Below are 20134 nucleotides of genomic sequence, written 5' to 3'. Positions count from 1 at the left end.
CCTATTGTCTGCTTCACTCGCTCGGGTTACGCAAGCGGGGAGGCGCGGTACACAGGGTGACAGGCGCCCTCCGATCCGGGGGCCGCACAATGGAGAGAGGCAGGAGCGCACGGCCGTGGACTGGTTCACCGCACCCGGGTACTGGTTGAGCCGGCTGGTCTTCCAGCGGGCTCTGGCCGGCGTGTACCTCGTCGCGTTCCTGGCGGCGGCGCTGCAGTTCCGGGCTCTGCTGGGCGAGCGCGGGATGCTGCCGATCCCGCGGTACGTCGCCCGGGTCCCCTTCCGGCGGGCGCCGAGCCTCTTCCATCTGCACTACTCGGACCGGTTCTTCGCGGGCTGCGCCTGGGCGGGCTGCGCGGTGTCGGCGGCGCTGCTGGCGGGAGCGGACTCCGAACTCCCGCTGTGGGCCGGGATGGTGCTGTGGCTGATCCCCTGGGCGCTGTATCTGTCCGTCGTGAACGTCGGCCAGACCTGGTACGCGTTCGGCTGGGAGTCGCTGCTCCTGGAGACCGGCTTCCTGGCCGTGTTCCTGGGCAACGACGAGGTGGCCCCGCCGGTCGTCGTGCTCTTCCTGCTGCGCTGGATCCTGTTCCGGGTGGAGTTCGGGGCCGGTCTGATCAAGATGCGCGGGGACGCCTGCTGGCGCAAGCTGACCTGTCTCCACTACCACCACGAGACCCAGCCGATGCCGGGCCCGCTGAGCTGGTTCTTCCACCACCTGCCGGGGCCGGTGCACAAGGCGGAGGTGGCCGCGAACCACGTCACCCAGCTGCTGGTCCCCGTCCTGCTGTTCACCCCGCAGCCGGTCGCGACGGCGGCCGCGTCCCTGATGATCCTCACCCAGCTCTGGCTGGTGGCCTCCGGCAACTTCTCCTGGCTGAACTGGATCGCCATCGTGCTGGCCCTGTCGGCCCTCCGGCTGCCCACGGACCACACCACCGCGCCGCCCACCCCGCTCTGGTACGAGGTGGTCGTCCTCGCCGTGGCCGCGCTGCTCCTCTACCTGAGCTACCACCCGGTGCTGAACATGGTCTCCCGCCGCCAGGTCATGAACCGCTCCTTCGACCCGCTCCACCTGGTCAACACCTACGGCGCCTTCGGCAGCGTCAGCCGGGTGCGCTACGAGGTGGTGGTCGAGGGCACGCTGGACGGCACCCCGCGCGAGGACTCGGACTGGCGGGAGTACGAGTTCAAGGGCAAGCCGGGCGATCCCCGGCACTGGCCGCGCCAGTTCGCGCCCTACCATCTTCGCCTGGACTGGCTGATGTGGTTCGCCGCCCTCTCCCCCGCGTACGCCGGCGACTGGTTCGGCGGCCTGGTGGAACGCCTCCTGGAGAACGACCGCGACACGCTGCGGCTGCTGCGCCGCTCCCCCTTCCCGCCCGACGAACCCCCGCGCTTCGTCCGCGCCCGCCTCTTCCGCTACCGCTACACCGGTTGGCGGGAGCTTCGGGAGACGGGCGCGTGCTGGGAGCGGACGTACGTACGGGAGTTCCTGCCGCCGACGCGACTGGCGAGGGCCGCTCAGAGGCGGTAGACGCGGGCGGCGGTGGTCTCGAAGACGGCGGTGCGGTCGGCCGGGGTGATCAACCGGGTTGCCGCGTCGAAGACTTCGCCGTAGGTCCCGGCCAGGACGCACACCGGCCAGTCCGAGCCGAACATCAGGCGGTCCGGGCCGAAGGCGTCCAGGACCGTCTCGGCGTACGGGCGCAGGTCGTCGACGGTCCAGGCGGCGGGGTCGGCCTCGGTGACCATGCCGGAGAGCTTGCAGACGGTGTTGGGGAGGGCGGCGAGGGCGCGGACGGCGGAGCCCCAGGGTTCCCGGGCGCCGGCGGCGATGGGGGGCTTGCCCAGGTGGTCCAGGACGAAGGTGAGCCCAGGGTGGGTCTCGGCGGCCTTGACGGCGGCCGGGAGCTGGTGGGGCTGGACGATGAGGTCGTAGACCAGGCCCGCGTCCGCGAGCGCGGTCAGCCCCCGGCCGACGTCCGGGCGCAGCAGCCACTCCGGGTCGGGTTCGCCCTGGACCTGGTGGCGGATGCCCTTCAGGTAGGAGCCGCCGGGGAGTTCGCTCAGGCGGGCGAGTTCCTCGGCGACGTCGGGGCGGGTGAGGTCGGTCCAGCCGACGACTCCGGCGACCAGGTCGTGGGTGTCGGCGAGGACGAGGAACTCGGGGGTCTCCTCGGGGACGGTGACCGTCTGGACGAGGACCGTGCGGGTGACCCCGGCCGCCGCCGCCTGCGGTTCGAGGTCCTCGACGGTGAAGTTCCTTCTCAGCGGCTGGAGTTCGGGGCCGGCGATCCAGTCCTGGTCACGTACCGAGAGGTCCCAGACGTGGTGGTGGGCGTCGATCGTCATGGCAGCTCCCATACGACGGGCAGGCCGGCCTCCGAGCCCGCCTCGGAGTAGTCGTGGACGACGTCGAGAAGCTCGGCCATCCTGGCCTGCCAGGCCACGTTGACCGGGAGTTTCTCCAACTCGGCGAGGAGGCGGCCGTAGTCGGCGCAGTCCAGGACGTGGAAGAGGTCGGTGCCGCTGCGCCAGATGGTCCAGGAGGTGGCGCCGGCGGCCCGGATGGCGTCGGTGAGTTCGGCGGGGACCTCACGGTGGGCGGCCTCGTACTCGGCGACGCGGTCCGCGCGGACCTTGGTGTGCAGGGCCACTCTCATGACTGGTCCGCCCCGGGTACGGGGGCGTCAGCGGGCAGCAGGCCGGTGGCGTGCAGCTCCTGCCAGAAGGCGGCGGGGACATGCGTGGCGAACTGCTCCGCCCCGTCCGCGATCTCGGCCGCCGAGCGGGCGCCGACCAGGACGCTCGCCACGGCCGGGTGGGCCGCGCAGAAGGCGAGGGCGGCGGCGCGCAGGGTGGTGCCGTGCTGTTCCGCGAGTTCCTTGAGACGCAGGGCGCGGGACAGCAACTCGCCCGACACCTGCGCGTAGTTGTAGGTGGCGTCGGGCTTCGGGTCGGCCAGCAGGCCGGAGTTGAAGGCGCCGCCGATCACCACCGAGGTGCCGCGTTCCTCGGCGGCCGGGAGGAGGTCGGCGAGAGCGCTCTGGTCGAGGAGGGTGTAGCGGCCTGCGCACAGCACCACGTCGACGTCGGTGTCGCGCACGAACCGGGTGAGCATGGCCGTCTGGTTCATGCCGGCGCCGATCGCGCCCACGACCCCCTCGGCGCGGAGTTTCTCCAGCGCCGGGTAGCCCTCGCGGAAGGCCTGTTCGGCGTGCTCGTCGGGGTCGTGCAGGTAGACGACGTCGACTCGGTCGAGGCCGAGCCGCTCCAGGCTGGCCTCCAGGGTGCGGCGGATACCGTCGTCGGAGAAGTCCCAGACCCGGCGCAGGGTGTCGGGCACGGCGAAGCCGTTGGCGAGGTCGTCGCCGTCGCCGGGCCCCGGCTCCAGGCGGCGGCCGACCTTGGTGGAGAGGGTGTACGCGTCCCGGTCGTAGTCCCGCAGGGCTTCACCCAGCCGCCGCTCGGACAGCCCGAGGCCGTAGTGCGGGGCGGTGTCGAAGTAGCGGATGCCCTGCTGCCAGGCGGCGGTGACGGTCTCGTACGCCTGCTGGTCGGGGAGCTCGGTGTAGAGGTTGCCGATCACGGCGGCGCCGAGGCCCAGCGGGCTGACCCGGACGCCGCTGCGGCCGAGGGCGTTCACTGGCCCACCGGCCGCAGCCTGAGGCCCTGCATGCCGCCGTCGACGGCGAGGGAGGTACCGGTGGTGGCGCCGGACAGCGGGCTCGCCAGGTAGGCGATGGCACCGGCGACCTCGGCGGCCGAGACCAGGCGGCCGGCGGGCTGGCGGGCCTCCAGGGCGGCACGTTCGGCGGCCGGGTCGGACGCCTTGTCGAGCAGCCGGCCGATCCACGGGGTGTCCGCCGTACCGGGGTTGACGCAGTTGACCCGGACGCCCTCGCGGACGTGGTCGGCGGCCATGGCCAGGGTGAGGGAGTACACGGCGCCCTTGGTGGCGCTGTAGAGGGCGCGCTGCGGCAGGCCCGCGGTGGCGGCGATGGAGCAGGTGTTGACGATCGCCGCGTGCTCCGAGCGGCGCAGGTGCGGCAGGGCGGCGCGGGCGGCGCGGACCATGCCGAGGACGTTGACGTCGAAGACGCGGCGCCATTCGTCGTCGTCGTTGTCCTCGACCGTGCCCTGGGCGCCGATGCCGGCGTTGTTGACGAGCACGTCGAGGCCGCCGAGGGCCTCGACGGCGCTCTCCACGGCCGTCCGCACCGAGGCGTCGTCGGTGACGTCGGCCCGGAAGCCGAGCAGCGGCTTCTCGACGGAGGACGGGTCGAGGTCGAGGACGGCGACCTGGGCGCCGCGCTCGGCGAGGAGGTCGGCCGTGGCCCTGCCGATCCCGGAGGCCCCTCCGGTGACCAGGGCCTTCAGCCCCTCGAAGTCGGTCATGCCGCCTGTCCCTTCTGCGTTTCCGGATCGGCGGCCCAGAAGGTGCCGCCCGGATAGGTGTACTCCGCGACGGACTCCGGTCGCATGGCGGCCGAGAAACCCGGTGCGGTGGGTGCCGTGTAGTGACCATCGCGGATCACCACCGGATCGAGGAAGTGGTCGTGCAGATGATCGACGTACTCGATGACCCGGTCCTCGGTGGTGCCGGAGACGGCCAGGTAGTCGAACATCGAGAGATGCTGGACGAGTTCGCACAGCCCGACACCGCCCGCGTGCGGGCAGACCGGGACGCCGAACTTGGCCGCGAGCAGCAGGATGGCGAGGTTCTCGTTGACGCCGGCGACCCGGGCCGCGTCGATCTGGACGATGTCGAGGGCGCCGGCCTGGAGCAACTGCTTGAAGACGATCCGGTTCTGGACGTGTTCGCCGGTGGCGACCTTGACCGGGGCGACCGCCCGGCGGATCGCCGCGTGGCCGAGGATGTCGTCGGGGCTGGTGGGCTCCTCGATCCAGTACGGGTCGAACTCGGTGAGGGCCTTGGTCCAGCGGATGGCCTCGTCGACGTTCCAGCGCTGGTTGGCGTCGACGGCCATCCGGATGTCCGGGCCGACGACCCGGCGGGCGACCCGGCAGCGCCGGATGTCGTCCTCGATGTCGGCGCCCACCTTCAGCTTGATCTGCCTGAAGCCGTCGGCGACCGCCTGGGCGGCGAGCCGGGTGAGCTTCTCGTCGTCGTAGCCGAGCCAGCCGGCCGAGGTGGTGTAGGCGGGGAAGCCGCGCTCAAGGAGGCGGGCCCGGCGCTCCTCGGCACCTTCCCGGCCCCGGCGCAGGATGGCGAGGGCCTCCTCGGGGGTGAGGGCGTCGGTCAGGTAGCGGAAGTCGATCTGGCGGACGATCCACTCGGGTTCGGCGTCGGCGAGCAGCTGCCACAGCGGCTTTCCGGCGCGGCGGGCCGCGAGGTCCCAGACGGCGTTGACCACCGCCCCGATCGCCATGTGCATCACGCCTTTCTCGGGGCCGAGCCAGCGCAGCTGGCTGTCGCCGATCAGGTCCTGGTAGAGGGATCCGGGGTCGTCGCAGATCTCGTCCACCGGGCGGCCGAGCACATGGTTCCGCAGCGCGTCGATCGCGGCGACCTGGACGTCGTTGCCCCGCCCGATGGTGAACGTGAACCCGTGCCCCTCGTGGCCGTCGCCCGCGTCCGTGCGCAGCACGACATAGGCCGCCGAGTAGTCGGGGTCCGGGTTCATCGCGTCGGAGCCGTCGAGCTCGCGCGAGGTGGGGAAGCGGATGTCGTAGGTTTCGAGCGCGGTGACGCGACTGGAGGGGCCGGGGCTCGGGGACACGGATTGCCTTTCCGTCGGGGGGAGTGCGGGACGCGGGCCGGTCAGTCCTGGGCCCGTCCCGTGGTGACACGGGCGATCATGAGGGCGACAAGGATGATGCCGCCGTAGATGGCCTGGATCCAGAACGACGGCACCTGCGCCAGGGTGAGCAGGTTCTGTACGACACCCAGAAGGAGTACGCCGGTCAGGGCGCCGAACATGGTGCCCTTGCCGCCGTCCAGGCTGATGCCGCCGATCACCGCCGCGGCGAACACCGTGAAGATCATGTTGTTGCCCTGGTTGGCGCTGATCGCACCCACGTACCCGGTCTGCATGATCCCGCCGACGGAGGCGAGGACACCGGCCACCGTGAACACCCCGAGCATCACGCGGTCGACGCGGATACCGGCGGCGCGGGCCGCGTCTGCGTTGCCGCCGATGGCGTAGAGGGCGCGGCCGACCCGGTGGTACTTCAGCACGAGCCCGGTGACCGCGAAGGCGACCGCGGCCAGCCACACCGACATGGGGACGCTGAGGAAGGTGGAGGTGGCCAGGGTGAAGAAGCTGTCGGGCATCCCGAACAGGGTCTTGCCCTTGGTGGCGCCGACCAGCACACCGCGCAGCACGATCAGCATCGCGAGCGTCACGATGAACGCGTTGAGCTTGAACTTGACGACCAGGATCCCGTTGAAGGCACCGACTGCCGCGCCGACCACGAGGATCGCCACCATGGCGAGGGCGGCGGGGAGTTCGGTGCCCCAGCCGGACTCGGCCGACGGCAGCACCAGGAGGGCACCGACGGCGGGCGCGATGCCGACGACCGACTCCAGGGAGAGGTCGAACTTGCCGGTGATCAGCACCAGCGACTCGGCGAGCACCACCATCGCGAGGGCGGCGGAGGCGCCGAGGATGGAGATCAGGTTGCGCTCGGTGAGGAACGAGTCGTTGACCACCGCACCCAGCACCATCAGCAGCAACAGGGCTGGAACGAGGGCGAGTTCACGGGCCCGGCGCAGCAGGACGGTACGGGCCGCGCGCGGGTCCGGGGAGCGCACCGGGGTGAACACCGGGGCCTTGGTCTCAGCCATGGTCCACTCCTTCGGGCATGGAGTCCACTCCTTCTATGGAGGCGATCAGCTCGTGGTCGTGCCAGCCGGCCGGGTGTTCGGCGACGATCCGGCCGTGGAAGAGAACGAGGACTCGGTCGCAGCGGCGCAGGTCGTCGAGTTCGTCGGAGACGACCAGCACGGCGGTGCCGTCCTCACGGGCGCTGTCCACGCGGGCCAGCAGCGACTCCTTGGACTTCACGTCGACGCCCGCGGTGGGGTTGACCAGGACGAGCAGCCGGGGGTCGGAGGCGAGCGCGCGGGCCATGACGACCTTCTGCGCATTGCCGCCGGACAGGTCGGAGACGGGCTGTTCGGGGCCCTCGGCGTGGATGTCGAGGCGCTCGATGAGCCCGGTGGCGAAGCGGCGCTTGCGGTCGGCGCCGACGAACCCGCCGCGGCCGAGCCGGTCAAGCACGGTCATGGTGGCGTTGTCGCCGATGCTCATGCCGGGGACGAGTCCCTGGTCGTGCCGGTCGCGGGGCACGAAGCCGACACCGGCCTGCAGCGCGGCCCGCACATCACCGAACGGCAGCTGTTCCTGCTGCAGTTGTGCGGTCCCGCCCGTCGGAGTGCGCAGCCCGGCGATGGTCTCGGCGAGCTCGATCTTTCCGCTGCCGCTGGTACCGGCGAGGCCGACGACCTCGCCGCTGCGGACGGTGAGGTCGATACGGTCGTACGACTCCGACGTCAGCCCACTGGTGCTGAGGACGACGGGCGCCTCGGTGGCCACCGCGTCCCGCGGCCGCTGCTCCTGGCGGGTCACCGCCTCCCCCGCCATCGCCTCCACCAGGGCGGCCCTGGGCAGGTCGGCGACGGGGGCGGTGATGATCCAGCGGGCGTCGCGGAGCACGGTGACGGTCTGGCAGACCTCGTACACCTCCTGGAGGTGGTGCGAGATGAACAGGAAGGTCACGCCCGAGTCCTGGAGCGCCCGCATCCGGCTGAACAGCCGCTCGATCTCCCGGTTGTCGAGCTGGGCGGTCGGTTCGTCGAGGACGATGAACCGGGCGCCGAAGCTCAACGCCCGTGCGATCTCGACCATTTGACGGTCCTCGACCTTGAGGTCGGCGGTGCGCGCCTCGGGGTCGACATGGACGTCCCAGGTGTCGAGGAGGGCAGCCGCCTCGCTCCGCAGTCGCCGCCAGCTGATGAAACCCCGGTGCAGGGGCTGCCGGTTGATGAAGAGGTTCTCGGCGACCGTCAGCTCCGGTACGACCGTGGGCTTCTGGTAGACGCAGGCGACCCTGCGCCGCCAGGCGTCCCGGTCGGCCGGCGGGGGCGCGGGTTCGCCGTCGAAACGGACCGTGCCCTCGTCCGGGGCCTGGAGGCCGGTGAGGACGTTGACCAGGGTGGACTTGCCGGCGCCGTTGCGGCCGACGAGGGCATGGGACTCGCCCGGCAGGACGGTGAGCCGGCCGTCGGCGAGGGCGACGGTGGGGCCGTACCGCTTGACGATGTCCCGGGCCTCAACGAGTGGCGTGATCATTTGACCGTGTTGCCCCACAGCTTCGGGTCGTCCACGTTGTCCTTGGTGACCAGCGGTGCCGGGAGCTGGTCCTCCAGGATCCCGCTGGACAGCTTGACGATCGTGGAGTCGTGGTCGGTCGGACCGGGCTTGAACGTCTTCCCCTCCATCGCCGCCTTGATGTAGTACATGCCGTACTTGGCGTAGGCGTCGGCGGGCTGGGAGACGGTCGCGTCGATCTGGCCCTTGCGGATGGCGTCGAACTCCTGCGGTATGCCGTCGTTGGAGACGATCACTATGTGCCCGCTCTGCCCGGCCGTCTTGAGCATGCCCTTGGACTTCAGGGTCTGCAGGGTCGGGGCGAGGTAGACGCCGCCGGCCTGCATGTAGATGCCCTTGATGTCGGGGTTGGCGTTGAGGAGGGTGCTCAGCTGGGAGGCGGCCGTGTCGGACTCCCACTTGGCGGGGATCTCCAGGACCTTGAGCTTCGGGTACTTCTTCTTCACGCAGGAGCGGAACGCCTCGGAGCGGTCCCGGCCGTTGACCGAGGCCAGGTCGCCCATGATCTGCACGACCTTGCCGCTGGTGACGTGCTGGCCGAGGTAGTCGCAGGCCTTGGTGCCGTAGGCGACGTTGTCGGCGCGCACCACCATGGCGACCTTGCCCTTGTCGGGCGCCACGTCCACGGCGACCACCGGCACGCCCTTGCGCTCGGCCTGGTCGAGTCCGGCCTCGATGGCAGCGCTGTCGAGCGGCGCGACGACGAGACCCTTCACACCCTGGTTGAGCTCGTTGTTGATGTCGGTGATCTGCTGCGAGGGGTCGCTGTTCGAGTTGACCGTCTTCAGCGCGTCCACGCCCTCGGACTTCGCCATCTTGGGCACGTAGTCGTTGTACGACTGCCAGAACGGCGAGGTCAGCAGGGGCAGGATCACCCCGACCTTGCCGGTGCCACCGCCTCCGGCGCTGCCGCTGCCGGTGTCGTTCGTGCTGCCGCAGGCGGCGAGCACGAGCGAGGCGCCGACGGCCAGGGCCGTCGCACCGGTGATCCGGGACCTGTTCCGCTTCCTCAGTGTTCTGCCGGGCATCTTGGCAGCTCCTCATCGAGCGTGTTCGAGCAGATGACCGCATACTTATCAGACCACTCGGCGGATTCAACACCCCGCAGACGCTAATTTTCCGTCGATGAGCCGTCGAACGAGCCATAGTGGTCCGACCACCTCGCTGGTTAGACTTCGGCGCACCGGCGACAGGAGGAGTGGCGTGGCGGACACCGGGGAAGCAGAGAACGGCGTTGGTGCTCCGCAGAAGGGCACGGTGACGCAGCGCGCCATCGAGCGGATCAAGGCGATGATCGCGGAGGGCCGGCTGGAGCCGGGGCAGCGACTGCCGACGGAACGGGACCTCGCCGCCCAGCTGGGCATGTCCCGCAGCTCCATGCGCGAGGCGATCCGCGCGCTGACGGTCCTGGGCGTCCTGGAGGCCCGGCACGGCTCCGGCATCTACGTCACCCAGCTGGAGGCGGGAGACCTGCTGGAGACGTTCGGCGTGGTCGCCGATCTGTCACGCGGGCCGCAGCTGGTGGAGCTGCTGGAGGTGCGGCGGGTACTGGAGTCGACGGCGACGGCCCTGGCCGCGGCGCGGATCACGCCCGACCAGCTGGCCGAGGTGGAGAAGCACCTCACGGCCATGAACGCGACGGACGATCCCGAGGAGATCCTCGCGCACGACCTCGCGTTCCATCGGGTGATCGCGGGCGCCGCGGGGAACGACACGATGGCCGCGATCCTGGAAGGGTTGTCGTCCCGGACCTTCCGGGCCAGGGTGTGGCGCGGGTACGAGGAGGAGGGGGCGTTCGCCCGGACGCGCCGGGAGCATGCGGCGATCCACCGGGCCCTGGTCGCCCGGGACCCGGAGGCGGCGAGGGCCGCGGCGGCCGCGCATGTGGGCGAGGTGGAGCAGTGGCTGCGGACCCAGGTGGGCACGTAGTACCGGCAGGTTCACCGACACCGTGGGCCTGTTCTGGGAGAAGTCCACAACTGACATAGGGACAAAGGGGTTTCATCAGCTGGGCGGGCTGCCACAATCGACAGGGATCGTACAGAGGGGCGGGGGCCTGTGTCGCTGTCGGGTGAGCACCTTGCGCTGGACAGCGCGTCCGTCGTCACCGCACTGGGCGGGCTGCTGGCCGCGATGATCGCCGCGGCGGTGGCACTGTGGCAGGTGCAGCGCGTCCAGGGCCTGGAACGGGAGAAGATCCGGCTGGAGACAGCCGCCCAGATGCGGTTGAAAGAGCAGGAGTGGGAGCACGAGCGGCAGCAGACGGAGCGGGAGCGCCGACGGGCCGCCCGGGAGGAGGAACAGGAGCAGGAGCAGGCCGCCCGGCGAGTGGCGGCCCGGCGCTCCAGTCTGGAGGCGGGGGCGGCGGCGTACTGCGGTCGGCTGGTGCAGGAACTGTCGACCCTGCGGATCCTGGACATGTCGCGGCCCTTGCGGCTGGAGCGACTGTACGTACAGGTAGGGGTGCAGGAACAGCAGCCGTTGCGGTTCCTGTCCGCCGACGAGGTGGAGCGGCAGGCCCACCGGCCGGACGCGGAGCGCCGGAGCTGGCGTACGGAGGCGGAGCGTGCCGAGGCCAGGGCGGCGGCGGAGACCCAGGCCGCCGTCCACAGCTACGCACCCGTGGACGCCCTCCAGCGTTACCGCCGCATCGTGGTCGTGGGTGACCCGGGCGCCGGCAAGACGACGATGCTGCGACACCTGGCTCTGCGCATGGCCACCCAGTCGGAGCACGAGTCGCTGCCCGTGCTCCCGGCCTACGTCGAGCTGTTCCGGTTCATCGAGAGCGGGCACGAGTCGTTGCTCGACCACCTGGCCGAACACTGGGCGGACCAGTACGGCTTCGAGGACGCCCGCGACTACATCGTGGAGAAACTCACCGACGGCAGCGCGGCGTTGCTGCTGGACGGCCTGGACGAGGTACTGGGCGGAGAGAGCGCATGGGAGGCGGAGAGCGCCTATCGCCGGGTCACCGCCGAACTCGCCCGGCTGGCAACGCGGTTCCCCCGAGCGCCGATCGCCGCGACATGCCGCCGACAGGGCTGGCGGGGCGGGCTGCCCCAGTTCCAGGTACTGGAGGCACTGGACTTCGAGTGGCCGCAGATCGAGACGTTCGTCTCCAACTGGTTCGGCCCGGACGACCGTCGTCGCGCAGGCCTGGTCCGCGCCCTGTCGGCGAACGGCCGGCTGCAGACCCTGGCCGCCAATCCGCTGCTGCTCAGCCTGATCGCGATCGTCTACGAACGGGATCTCGAACTCCCCGAACGGCGGGCGGCGTTGTACCAGCGGTGTGTGGAGGTCCTGCTCCGCGAGTGGGACGCCCACCGCAAGATCTCGCGCTACAGCCGCTTCACCACCGACCGCAAACAGGATCTGCTGAAGGAGATCGCCCGGCACTACCACCAGCGTGGACTGCGCTACTTCCCCGAGGACGACCTTCTCGACCAGATCGCCCGCTTTCTGCCGACGATCGATCTCGCCCCGGAGGACAGCCGCTCGATCCTCGACGAGATCGCCGCGCAGTACGGTCTGCTCAAGCCGCAGGCGCACGGCTGGTACGGCTTCCTGCACCTCACGCTCCAGGAGCACTTCACCGCGGCCGCTCTGCTGGAGCGGGGTGCGGAGGGGGTTCGGCAGGCGGTGACAGCACGGTACGACCCGTGGTGGGAGGAGGTGATCCTGCTGCTGGCAGGGGTGCTGCCGGACGCGTCTCCGCTGCTGGCGGGGCTGCTGCAACTGGGGCCGGACGAGCCGCGTACCGACGACTCCGGGCTTCTCGTCCTACCCGATGACGACCTCTTCCACACCGACCTGCTGCTGGCGGCCCGCTGTCTGACGGGGAGCCCCAGGGTGGCCGACGTGGCGTTGCGGCGGGAGATCGTGGCCACGGTCTGGGATCTGCTGGGCAGTTCCCTGCACCTGGACGAGAAACGCCGTGCGGCCGAGGCGCTGGTCGGGGTCGCACGGTCGGACGAGCAACTGGACGAGGTCGTCGCGTACATCTGCGACGACCAACGTGACGGCGAGGCCCGGCTCGCGCTGATCCAGGCACTGGAGGCGCACGGCGGCCGACGGGTGGGTGAGCGGCTGCTGGGCGCGTTCTCACTGGGCGGGGTCGACTCCGTCCACTACCTGCGCGAGGCGCTGATCACCGCTCTGGGCACGCTACGGGTAGAGGCCGCAGTCCCCGCGCTCCACACCGAGCTGGACCGGCGGCTCACGTATGTGGGTGACGGGTCCGGACGCGGCACCTGGTGGGGGGCCCAGGAAATCGCGCTCGTCGTGCGCGCACTGGGCCAGGCGGGCGCTCCCGCGGACGTCTCCCTGAGGGCGCTGGAGAGGCATGTGGGCCTCCAGTGGTTCGAGGTCGTCGCGGCGGCCGTGCGGGACGCGCTGAAGAACACCCGGGAGCCCGGCACTGCCGAACGGCTGTTGGAGCTCCTCCAGCGGCCGCTCGATCACGAGGACGTGGCCGGGGCATACCTGGACGCGGCAGGTGAGGCCGGGGTACGGATGCTGCTCGACCGTTTCCGGTCCATGGGCAGCGGCACCGCTCTGCTGACGGCCGTACGCGACCATGTCGCCGCGGGCCACGGCCGCGCACCGCGCGAAGAACTGCTTGCCCTCGTCCGGGACCACACCGTGACGGTCCAGGCCCGCTGCCTGGCGCTCGAGTGCCTGGACGAGAGCCCCGGAGACCCCGAGGAACTCGACGGGCTCGTCCGCCACGCCGACGTGAGCATCAGGGTGGCCGCCTCGGCGACCCTGGCCGCGTGGGGAGTACCGGTGGGGCTGGATGTCATCCGTACGGCGATCGTCAACGGCGAGGTGGTGCTCCTGGACCGCTGGAACATCCAGGACGACATGGACGAGTCCGTCTCCGCCCCGCACCGGCTGGTCTCGATACTGGCGCCCTACGGCGTCACGGGCATCGTGGAGGAGCTGCGCGCCAGGGCGGGGCTGCCGGGCACCGACGGGGTGAAGGCACGGGACTGGCTCTACGCCTTCTCCCGGGAGGACGAGGTGGACGACTGCCTGCGCCGGCTCAGCAGCGGCGAGCACCTCAACACGTACGAAGTCCCGAATGACGTCCCGCCGTCACGGACCCAGGCGGTCTTCCGGTACTTCCAGAGCACCCCGAGCGCCGGCTTCGGCAACCTCCGCAATGACTACGAGAAGCTCCTGACGGCGACCGCGGCGGCCACCGAAGGTCCCGAGTCCGTCGCCTGGCTGATCCGCTTCCTGCCCGGCGGTGACCTCGACAGCATGCATTTTCCCCAGGCCCACCGCCATGCCTACGAGGCGAGCCGCCGCGCCCGTGTCCGGGTCCTGCGCGACGGCACCGTCCGGCCCATCGCCGTCGTGCAGGACTCCGTACCGGCCGCGCCGGTGCCCCCGCGGTCCCCGTGATGCAAAAGTCCCCGGACGGCATGTGGCCCGGCGATGCTGCGACGGGGCACCGCTCACACCCTGGTGAAGCGCAGTGTCCTCAACTCGAACGGACGAAGGCGCAGCTCGACGTCGTTGCCCGTGTACTCCGGCACGTCCGGCAGCACTCGCTCCAGCAGGTCGGTCACCGTGACGTCCGCCACCTCGAACCCCGCCGTCAGCGTGGCGCGTGCCCGGCCGCCGTGGGCCTCGTGGAGCCGGACCACGAGGTCCCCGCTGCCGTCGTCGGCCAGCTTCACCGCGGTGACGACGACCGCGTCGTTGTCGACCGTCACCAGCGGAGCGACCTCGTGGGCGCCGGTGACCGTCCGCTCCGGCAGGTTGATCCGCCAGCCCTCGCGTACCGCGTCCGCGATGCCCGCGCCCGGCACCAGTGCATGCCTGAAGCGGTGGATGCCCTGGTCGGTCTCCGGGTCCGGGAAGCGGGGCGCGCGCAGCAGTGAGACGCGGACCGTGGTCGTCGTACCCCGGTCGCCGTCCGTGCGGACGCTGCGGGTCACGTCGTGGCCGTACGTCGAGTCGTTGACGACCGCCACGCCCCAGCCCGGTTCCTCCAGTTGGACGAAGCGGTGGTTGCAGGCCTCGAACTTGGCGGCCTCCCAGGAGGTGTTGGTGTGGGTCGGGCGGTGGAAGTGCCCGAACTGGGTCTCGGACGCGTACCGTTCGGCGTGCAGGTCGAGCGGGAACGCCAGCTTCAGGAACTTCTCCGTCTCGTGCCAGTCGACCTCCGTGTCGATCAGCAGGCGGCGCTCCCCGGGCGGCAGCGACAGCACCTGGGTGACCCGGGAGGAGCCGAAGGACCGTACGACCCGGACGGACCGGCCGTCCGCGCCGGCTGTCAGCTCGTCGGTGTCCGTGAGGTCGGTGACCGCGTTGCGGTAGAAGGCGTCGACGTCCCAGGCGTCCCACATGTTGGGGAAGTCCGGGTGGAGCTGGAGCAGGTTGGCGGCCGTGCCGGGGGCGATGGTCTCGCGGTCGGCGTCGAGGTCGTAGGCGGACACGACGAGACCCCGGGCGTCGATCTCGATGCGCAGGAGGCCGTTGGCGAGGACGTGTCCGCCGTCGGGCCGGTCCGAGACCGTCACCTCTCCGGACGGCTGTTCCGGCCCCGCTCCCCCGGCGGGGACGCCGCCCCGGCCGTGCGGCGCCGCGTTGAACAGCAGCGGCCGGTCGCCCTCCCCCGCCAGTGCGCGCTGGGCCGCGCCGATGATCCCGTCGAGTTCGGCGGCGATCCGCTGGTACGTCGCCCTGGCCTCCCGGTGCACCCAGGCGATCGACGAGCCGGGCAGGATGTCGTGGAACTGGTGGAGCAGGACCGTCTTCCAGATCCGGTCCAAGTCCTCGTAGGGGTACGGGAATCCGGTGCGCACGGCAGCCGTCGCGGCCCACAGCTCGGCCTCTCTCAGGAGGTGTTCGCTGTGCCGGTTGCCCTGTTTGGTCTTCGCCTGGCTGGTGAGGGTCGCACGGTGCAGTTCGAGGTAGAGCTCGCCCACCCAGACGGGCGGGTCCGGATATTCGGCCTCGGCCTTGGCGAAGAAGCCGGCGGGCGTCTCCCAGACGACGGCAGGCGAGCCTTCCAGGTCCCGTACCCGGGCCGCCTTGGCGACCATCTCGCGGGTCGTGCCGCCGCCTCCGTCACCCCAGCCGGTCGGCGCGAGGGAGTGCCGGGCGCGGCCCTTGTCCTTGAAGTTGCGGGCCGCGTGGGCGAGTTCGCTGCCCTTCATGGAGCAGTTGTAGGTGTCGACGGGCGGGAAGTGGGTGAAGATGCGGGTGCCGTCGATGCCCTCCCAGTGGAAGGTGTGGTGCGGGAACCTGTTCGTCTGGGACCAGGAGATCTTCTGGGTGAGGAGCCGTGTCGAGCCGGCCGCCCTGATGATCTGCGGGAGCCCGGCGGCGAAACCGAAGGTGTCCGGCAGCCAGGCCTCGTCGTTCTCGATGCCGAACTCGTCCAGGAAGAACCGCTTGCCGTGCACGAACTGACGGGCCATCGCCTCCGAGCCCGGCATGTTGGTGTCCGACTCCACCCACATCCCGCCGGCCGGCACGAACCGCCCCTCCGCGACCGCCTTCTTCACCTTCGCCCACACCTCGGGCCGGTGCTCCTTGACCCACGCCCACTGCTGGGCCTGGGACATGGCGAACACGAAGTCGGGCTCGTCCTCGATGAGGGCGGTCATGTTGGCGGTGGTGCGGGCCACCTTGCGGACCGTCTCGCGCAGCGGCCACAGCCACGCCGAGTCGATGTGCGCGTGCCCGACCGCGGTGATCCGGTGCGCGGAGGGCGCGGCGGGGACGGCGAGGACCTCTGCGAGACACGAACGGGCCCGTTCCGCGGTGCCGTTCACGTCCTGGAGGTCGACGGCGTCCAGGGCCCGCTCGACCGCGCGCAGGATCTCGTACCGGCGCTGTGCGTCGGCCGGCAGTTCGGCCATCAGCTCGCCGAGCACCTCCAGGTCGATGACGAGCTGCCACACGGTCTCGTCGAAGACGGCGAGGTCCATCCGAGTGAGCGTGTACTGCGGCTCGTGCCCGGCGGTGTCCTTGTCACCGAGCCAGGTGAGCCGGAAGGGGTGGTAGTCGAGGATCACGGGGTTGGAGGCGGCCTCCACGTGCAGCCGTACCTCCTCGCCGCCCGCCGCGGGGGCGCCGACGCGGACCCACTGGTTGCGCGGGTTGAGGCCCTTCACCGGGGTGCCGTCGGGCCGGTAGACAAGACCCTCGCACTGGAAGCCGGGCATGTTCTCGTCGAAGCCGAGGTCGAGCAGGGCCTCCACGGTCCGCCCGGCCCACTCCTCGGGGACGGTCCCGGTGACCCGGAACCAGCTGGTGCCCCAGGGAGCACCCCACCTTGCGCCCACCGCGATCGGCTCGGGCTCGGCCGCGAGTCCCTCGGCGACCGGCACGGGCTCGCCGGGCGCGTGCCACACCGCGACGTCGAGCGGCACGGACTCGGGGTACACGGCGGGACGGATGCGCTCGTCGAGGACGCGCCGGAGGCGGGCTTCGACCAGGCTGCGGTCGTCATGCATGTGGGGTGCTCCGTTTGTTGGTTACCGGTTACCAGGTGTGCGTGACGGTCACGGGATCCGACGAGGTGTACAGCTCCCCTACGGCACGCACTTCGAACCGTGCCGTGGCCTCGCCCTGCTCCGGCTGGAGACCGGTCAGGAAATAGGCCCGCTGGCCGGTGGCGCCGAGGAAGCGCCGGGTGCCGTCCGCCAGCAGCCGGTGCAGGGTGTAGTGCCGTACGTCGCCGGGCGCGGCGTCCCAGGCGAGCCGCAGGCTGCCGCCGTCGGCCGCGGTGACCTGCGCGGCGGCGGGAGCGACGGGGGTGCTCGGCGCCTCCCGTACGGCGATCGCGCCGAGCCGCCACTGGACGGGTCCGTCGGTCGCGGTGAGGCGGACACCGAGGGCGTGCACGGTGCCGGAGAGACCGGTCAGCGGCACGGTCGCGGTAAACCAGCCGTCGCCCGACTCCACCGGCAGATAGGTGTACGGCGGTGCGGCACCGGCGCTGCCCGGCTCGGCGGTGGCGATGGCCAGCTCGACGTCCACGCCTCCAGAGTCGGTCCGGCAGGTCAGCTCGACACCCGTCTGTGCCGTGATCGGGAGCTGGGTCGCGTAGAGGTCCAGGACCACCGCCTGGTCCAGCGCGCCGTTCACCAGCACGCTGCTGCCGCCCCGCCAGGCGTCCGCGAAGTCGAAGGTCACGGCCGGCCTGGTGCCCGCCGTCCGGACCGCCCAGCGCCGCGACGGCAGCCGGTCCTGCAGGCCGAGGTGGTTCCAGGGCGCGTCCGAGGTGACCTCGCCGTCCTCGTACCAGCGCAGTCCGTGCCCGGTGTTGAAAACGCTCGCGAACGGCACCGCCGTCACCGTCGACCGGTCCGCCACCGACACGGCCGGTGCCCGCCAGGGATCCGTGCTGTCGGGCAGGGACGGGTCGAGTGACCGCCCGGTCCAGAACCGGTCGTCGGCGGCGTGGAAGTCGCCGGGGGTACGGCTCGCGGGCAGGTGGTTGCGGGTCCACTCGGGCCGGTAGAAGCCGATGGACGTGATGTGCGCAGAGCTGCTGGGCACCATCGCGTTCCAGTTCACGGAGGTGTTGGAGCCGTTGGACTCGACGTCGACCCCGGCCCACAGCTCGTAGCGGCTGCGGCCGAGCTGGACGGCGTTCGTGCCCGACGAGGCGAGTGTCGAGGTGCTCCACCGGAAGTCGACGAACATGTCGTCGGCGGCCTGGAAGAACGACTGGTTCTGGCTGTTCAGCGCGCCCTGCCAGCTGACCGTGCCGTTGACGGTCATCGCGTCGTACCAGGTGACCCGCTGTCCCCGGGCTGCCGCAAGGGACTTGAGCTCGGTGACGAAGCCGAGCATGGCGGTGCCGAGGGCGGTGTTGCCGCCGCTGGTCTCGGCGTTCACGAACCAGCCGTCGAAGCCGTAGGCGGCGGCGAGGGCGACGAGCTGGGCCGCAAGGGGGTAGTGCCCGGTGGTGTCCGTCTGGACCAGGTCGCGGGTCCACTGGAGCTGGCCGCCGTAGGCGGTGGGCGGCAGGAAGATGTTGCCGAGGACGGGCACGCCGTGCCGGTGGGCCGCGTCGACGATCGGCGCGTTCGGGGCGAGGATCAGCCCCTCTCCCGCCGAACCGCCCCAGAAGACCAGCTCGTCGAGGTACGCCCAGTGGGTGAGGGCGTAGTAGTCGGCGGTGGCCGAGCCCTGGGACGGGTTGCTGGACGTGGGCCCGAAGGACACCAGCGACTGGATGCGGGCCTGCCCGGAGCGGGCGGTGGTGTTGGCGGGGGTCGGGGTGAAACGGGCGGCGAGCGGGACGGAGGCGGCGTTGAAGGCGAGGTCGGTGTCGCCGGCCGCCGTCCAGGTCTTCAGACTGCGCCAGGTGATCCCGGTGCCCGGGCTGCCGGAGGGGAACGAGTCCGGGTAGAAGTAGGACGCGTACGGCGGGGTGGCCGTGGTGGCGGCCGCGGTGGCCTTCGAGGTGGCGGCCATGGCGGGGGTGGGTAAGAAGGCCGCCGCGGCGGCGGCGATGAGGACGGTGCGTCTGCTGGGGTTCACGAGCGGGTGCCTCCTTGTGGGGTGGGGAGAACCTGGTCGGGAGTGACGACTTCGGTGATGCCGCGCGCGACGAGATGCTCCCGGTCGGTCGCGCGCGCGTCGAGGACGGTGGTGGGGCGGGCGCCGTCGGCGGCGAGCCGGAACCAGGCGTCGAAGACGGGTCCGCCGGGCGCGCACCGGGAGCGCAGGGCCGGTTCGGAGGGCACGACGAGCGCCGTGCCGCGGGTCCGCGCCGCCCTCGGCTCGGCCGCCGCGAGGACGTGGGCGATGTCCTTGGGCTTGCGGTCGTTGGTCAACAGGCCTAGACCATATTCGAGTTCGGGGAAGTCGGCGAGGCTCCGGCTGACGTCGTGGGAACACCACCAGGTGATGCCCCACAGGTCGGGGCAGTCCAGTACGGCGGTGATCGTCGCCTCGGCGAAGGCCGCCGCGTGCTCGGCGGGGATCAGCGGCGCGGGCGCGCCCACCTCCTGGAGCCAGACGGGCCGGTGCGCGTCCTCGGCCCAGGCCTTGCTCAACTCCACCAGGTACGCGGCATGTTGCTCGGTCTGCAGAGCGGTGCGGCCGTGCCGCTGGGCGGTGCCGTTGAACACCCAGGAGTGCACGGCGGTGACGTCGCCGAGGCGGGCCGAGTGGGCGGGGGTGAAGGGCTGGTCGTCCTGGTACCAGGCGGCGTCGTAGGAGGCGTGCAGGTGCAGCCCGCCGGGGGCGCCCTCGGCGCAGGCCGCCAGCAGCCGTCCGAGCCACTGCTCCGCCTCCGCCGCGCTGATGCGGTCCGGATCGGGATGCGGTCCTGCGGCGAACTGGTTGACCTCGTTGCCGACCGTCATCCCGATGAAGTTGGGCCGGTCCGCGAGGGCCGCGGCGAGGGTGCGCAGATAGGCGGCCTCGCCCTCGACGACCTGCGGGTCGGTGAAGAGGTTGCGCCGGTGCCAGGTACGGGTCCAGGCGGGCAGGAAGTCGAAGCTGCTCAGGTGCCCCTGCAGACCGTCGACGTTGACGTCCAGACCGCGCTCGGCGGCCGCGTCGGCGAGGGCGAGGAGCTGCTCGACCGCGCGCGGGCGGATCAGGGTGCGGTCGGGCTGGAAGTAGGGCCACAGCGGGAAGACCCGGATGTGGTCCAGGCCGAGCGCGGCGATCGAGTCGAGGTCGGCGCGTACCGAGTCGAGGTCGAAGTCGAGCCAGTGGTGGAACCACCCTTCGCTGGGGGTGTAGTTGACGCCGAAGCGCACGGCCTCAGGCATGCGGTCTCCTTGCGG

14 protein-coding genes are annotated in these 20134 nt (G+C 71.2%); 3 read left to right on the top strand and 11 right to left on the bottom strand.

Translation table 11 applies throughout. The features are described from left to right. The first annotated feature begins 115 nt into the window (after nucleotides 1-115). A complete protein-coding gene (locus ACFWPS_RS37090; RefSeq protein ID WP_383713670.1) occupies nucleotides 116-1537 on the top strand; it encodes a lipase maturation factor family protein in 1422 nt (473 codons plus the stop codon). Here the strand turns inward: ACFWPS_RS37090 and ACFWPS_RS37085 are convergent. Genes ACFWPS_RS37085 through ACFWPS_RS37050 form a run of 8 tightly spaced genes read right to left on the bottom strand, consistent with a single transcriptional unit; the run spans nucleotide 1525 to nucleotide 9388 of the window. Next, the gene (locus ACFWPS_RS37085; RefSeq protein ID WP_383713668.1) at nucleotides 1525-2355 is read right to left on the bottom strand and encodes an amidohydrolase family protein; all 831 of its coding nucleotides are present in this window, start codon (nucleotides 2353-2355) and stop codon (nucleotides 1525-1527) included. The genes ACFWPS_RS37090 and ACFWPS_RS37085 overlap by 13 nt on opposite strands. Then, nucleotides 2352-2666: an L-rhamnose mutarotase gene (locus ACFWPS_RS37080; RefSeq protein ID WP_383713665.1), complete on the bottom strand. Its 315-nt coding sequence runs from the start codon at nucleotides 2664-2666 to the stop codon at nucleotides 2352-2354. Before ACFWPS_RS37080 ends, ACFWPS_RS37085 begins: the two co-directional genes overlap by 4 nt. Further along, nucleotides 2663-3649, bottom strand: a complete 987-nt coding sequence (locus ACFWPS_RS37075) for an aldo/keto reductase (protein ID WP_383713663.1) — start codon at nucleotides 3647-3649, stop codon at nucleotides 2663-2665. Before ACFWPS_RS37075 ends, ACFWPS_RS37080 begins: the two co-directional genes overlap by 4 nt. Next, entirely contained in the window at nucleotides 3646-4401 is a 756-nt protein-coding gene (locus tag ACFWPS_RS37070) for an SDR family NAD(P)-dependent oxidoreductase (RefSeq protein ID WP_383713660.1), read from the bottom strand. The genes ACFWPS_RS37075 and ACFWPS_RS37070 overlap by 4 nt, the downstream gene beginning before the upstream one ends. Then, nucleotides 4398-5747, bottom strand: a complete 1350-nt coding sequence (locus ACFWPS_RS37065; RefSeq protein ID WP_383713658.1) for an L-fuconate dehydratase — start codon at nucleotides 5745-5747, stop codon at nucleotides 4398-4400. Before ACFWPS_RS37065 ends, ACFWPS_RS37070 begins: the two co-directional genes overlap by 4 nt. 41 nt (nucleotides 5748-5788) lie before the next feature. Further along, entirely contained in the window at nucleotides 5789-6814 is a 1026-nt protein-coding gene (locus ACFWPS_RS37060; RefSeq protein WP_383713656.1) for an ABC transporter permease, read from the bottom strand. Then, nucleotides 6807-8321, bottom strand: coding sequence for a sugar ABC transporter ATP-binding protein (locus ACFWPS_RS37055; RefSeq protein WP_383713653.1), 1515 nt, complete (start codon nucleotides 8319-8321; stop codon nucleotides 6807-6809). The genes ACFWPS_RS37060 and ACFWPS_RS37055 overlap by 8 nt, the downstream gene beginning before the upstream one ends. Next, on the bottom strand, nucleotides 8318-9388 hold the full coding sequence (locus tag ACFWPS_RS37050; RefSeq protein WP_383713650.1) for a sugar ABC transporter substrate-binding protein: 1071 nt from the start codon (nucleotides 9386-9388) through the stop codon (nucleotides 8318-8320). The genes ACFWPS_RS37055 and ACFWPS_RS37050 overlap by 4 nt, the downstream gene beginning before the upstream one ends. Nucleotides 9389-9563: 175 nt before the next feature. On the opposite strand from ACFWPS_RS37050, the gene ACFWPS_RS37045 reads away from it, so the two are divergent. Both ACFWPS_RS37045 and ACFWPS_RS37040 read left to right on the top strand, forming a co-directional pair. Then, nucleotides 9564-10289, top strand: coding sequence for a FadR/GntR family transcriptional regulator (locus tag ACFWPS_RS37045; RefSeq protein ID WP_383713647.1), 726 nt, complete (start codon nucleotides 9564-9566; stop codon nucleotides 10287-10289). Nucleotides 10290-10418: 129 nt separating this feature from the next. Next, nucleotides 10419-13769, top strand: coding sequence for an NACHT domain-containing protein (locus ACFWPS_RS37040; protein WP_383713644.1), 3351 nt, complete (start codon nucleotides 10419-10421; stop codon nucleotides 13767-13769). Nucleotides 13770-13822: 53 nt separating this feature from the next. Here ACFWPS_RS37040 and ACFWPS_RS37035 read toward each other — a convergent pair whose 3' ends face one another. The 3 genes from ACFWPS_RS37035 to ACFWPS_RS37025 are packed head-to-tail and all read right to left on the bottom strand — an operon-like array spanning nucleotide 13823 to nucleotide 20119. Then, nucleotides 13823-16837: an alpha-mannosidase gene (locus ACFWPS_RS37035; protein ID WP_383713641.1), complete on the bottom strand. Its 3015-nt coding sequence runs from the start codon at nucleotides 16835-16837 to the stop codon at nucleotides 13823-13825. Between the two features lie 28 nt (nucleotides 16838-16865). Continuing rightward, complete coding sequence (locus ACFWPS_RS37030; RefSeq protein ID WP_383713639.1) at nucleotides 16866-18875, bottom strand: endo-beta-N-acetylglucosaminidase; 2010 nt, start codon at nucleotides 18873-18875, stop codon at nucleotides 16866-16868. Further along, nucleotides 18872-20119, bottom strand: coding sequence for a glycosyl hydrolase (locus ACFWPS_RS37025; RefSeq protein WP_383713637.1), 1248 nt, complete (start codon nucleotides 20117-20119; stop codon nucleotides 18872-18874). Before ACFWPS_RS37025 ends, ACFWPS_RS37030 begins: the two co-directional genes overlap by 4 nt. Between the last annotated feature and the right edge of the window lie 15 nt (nucleotides 20120-20134).

Origin of the sequence: Streptomyces sp. NPDC058457 (assembly GCF_042720695.1) — a bacterium.
Taxonomy (GTDB): domain Bacteria; phylum Actinomycetota; class Actinomycetes; order Streptomycetales; family Streptomycetaceae; genus Streptomyces.
This window is presented reverse-complemented; position numbering and strand designations above follow the sequence as displayed.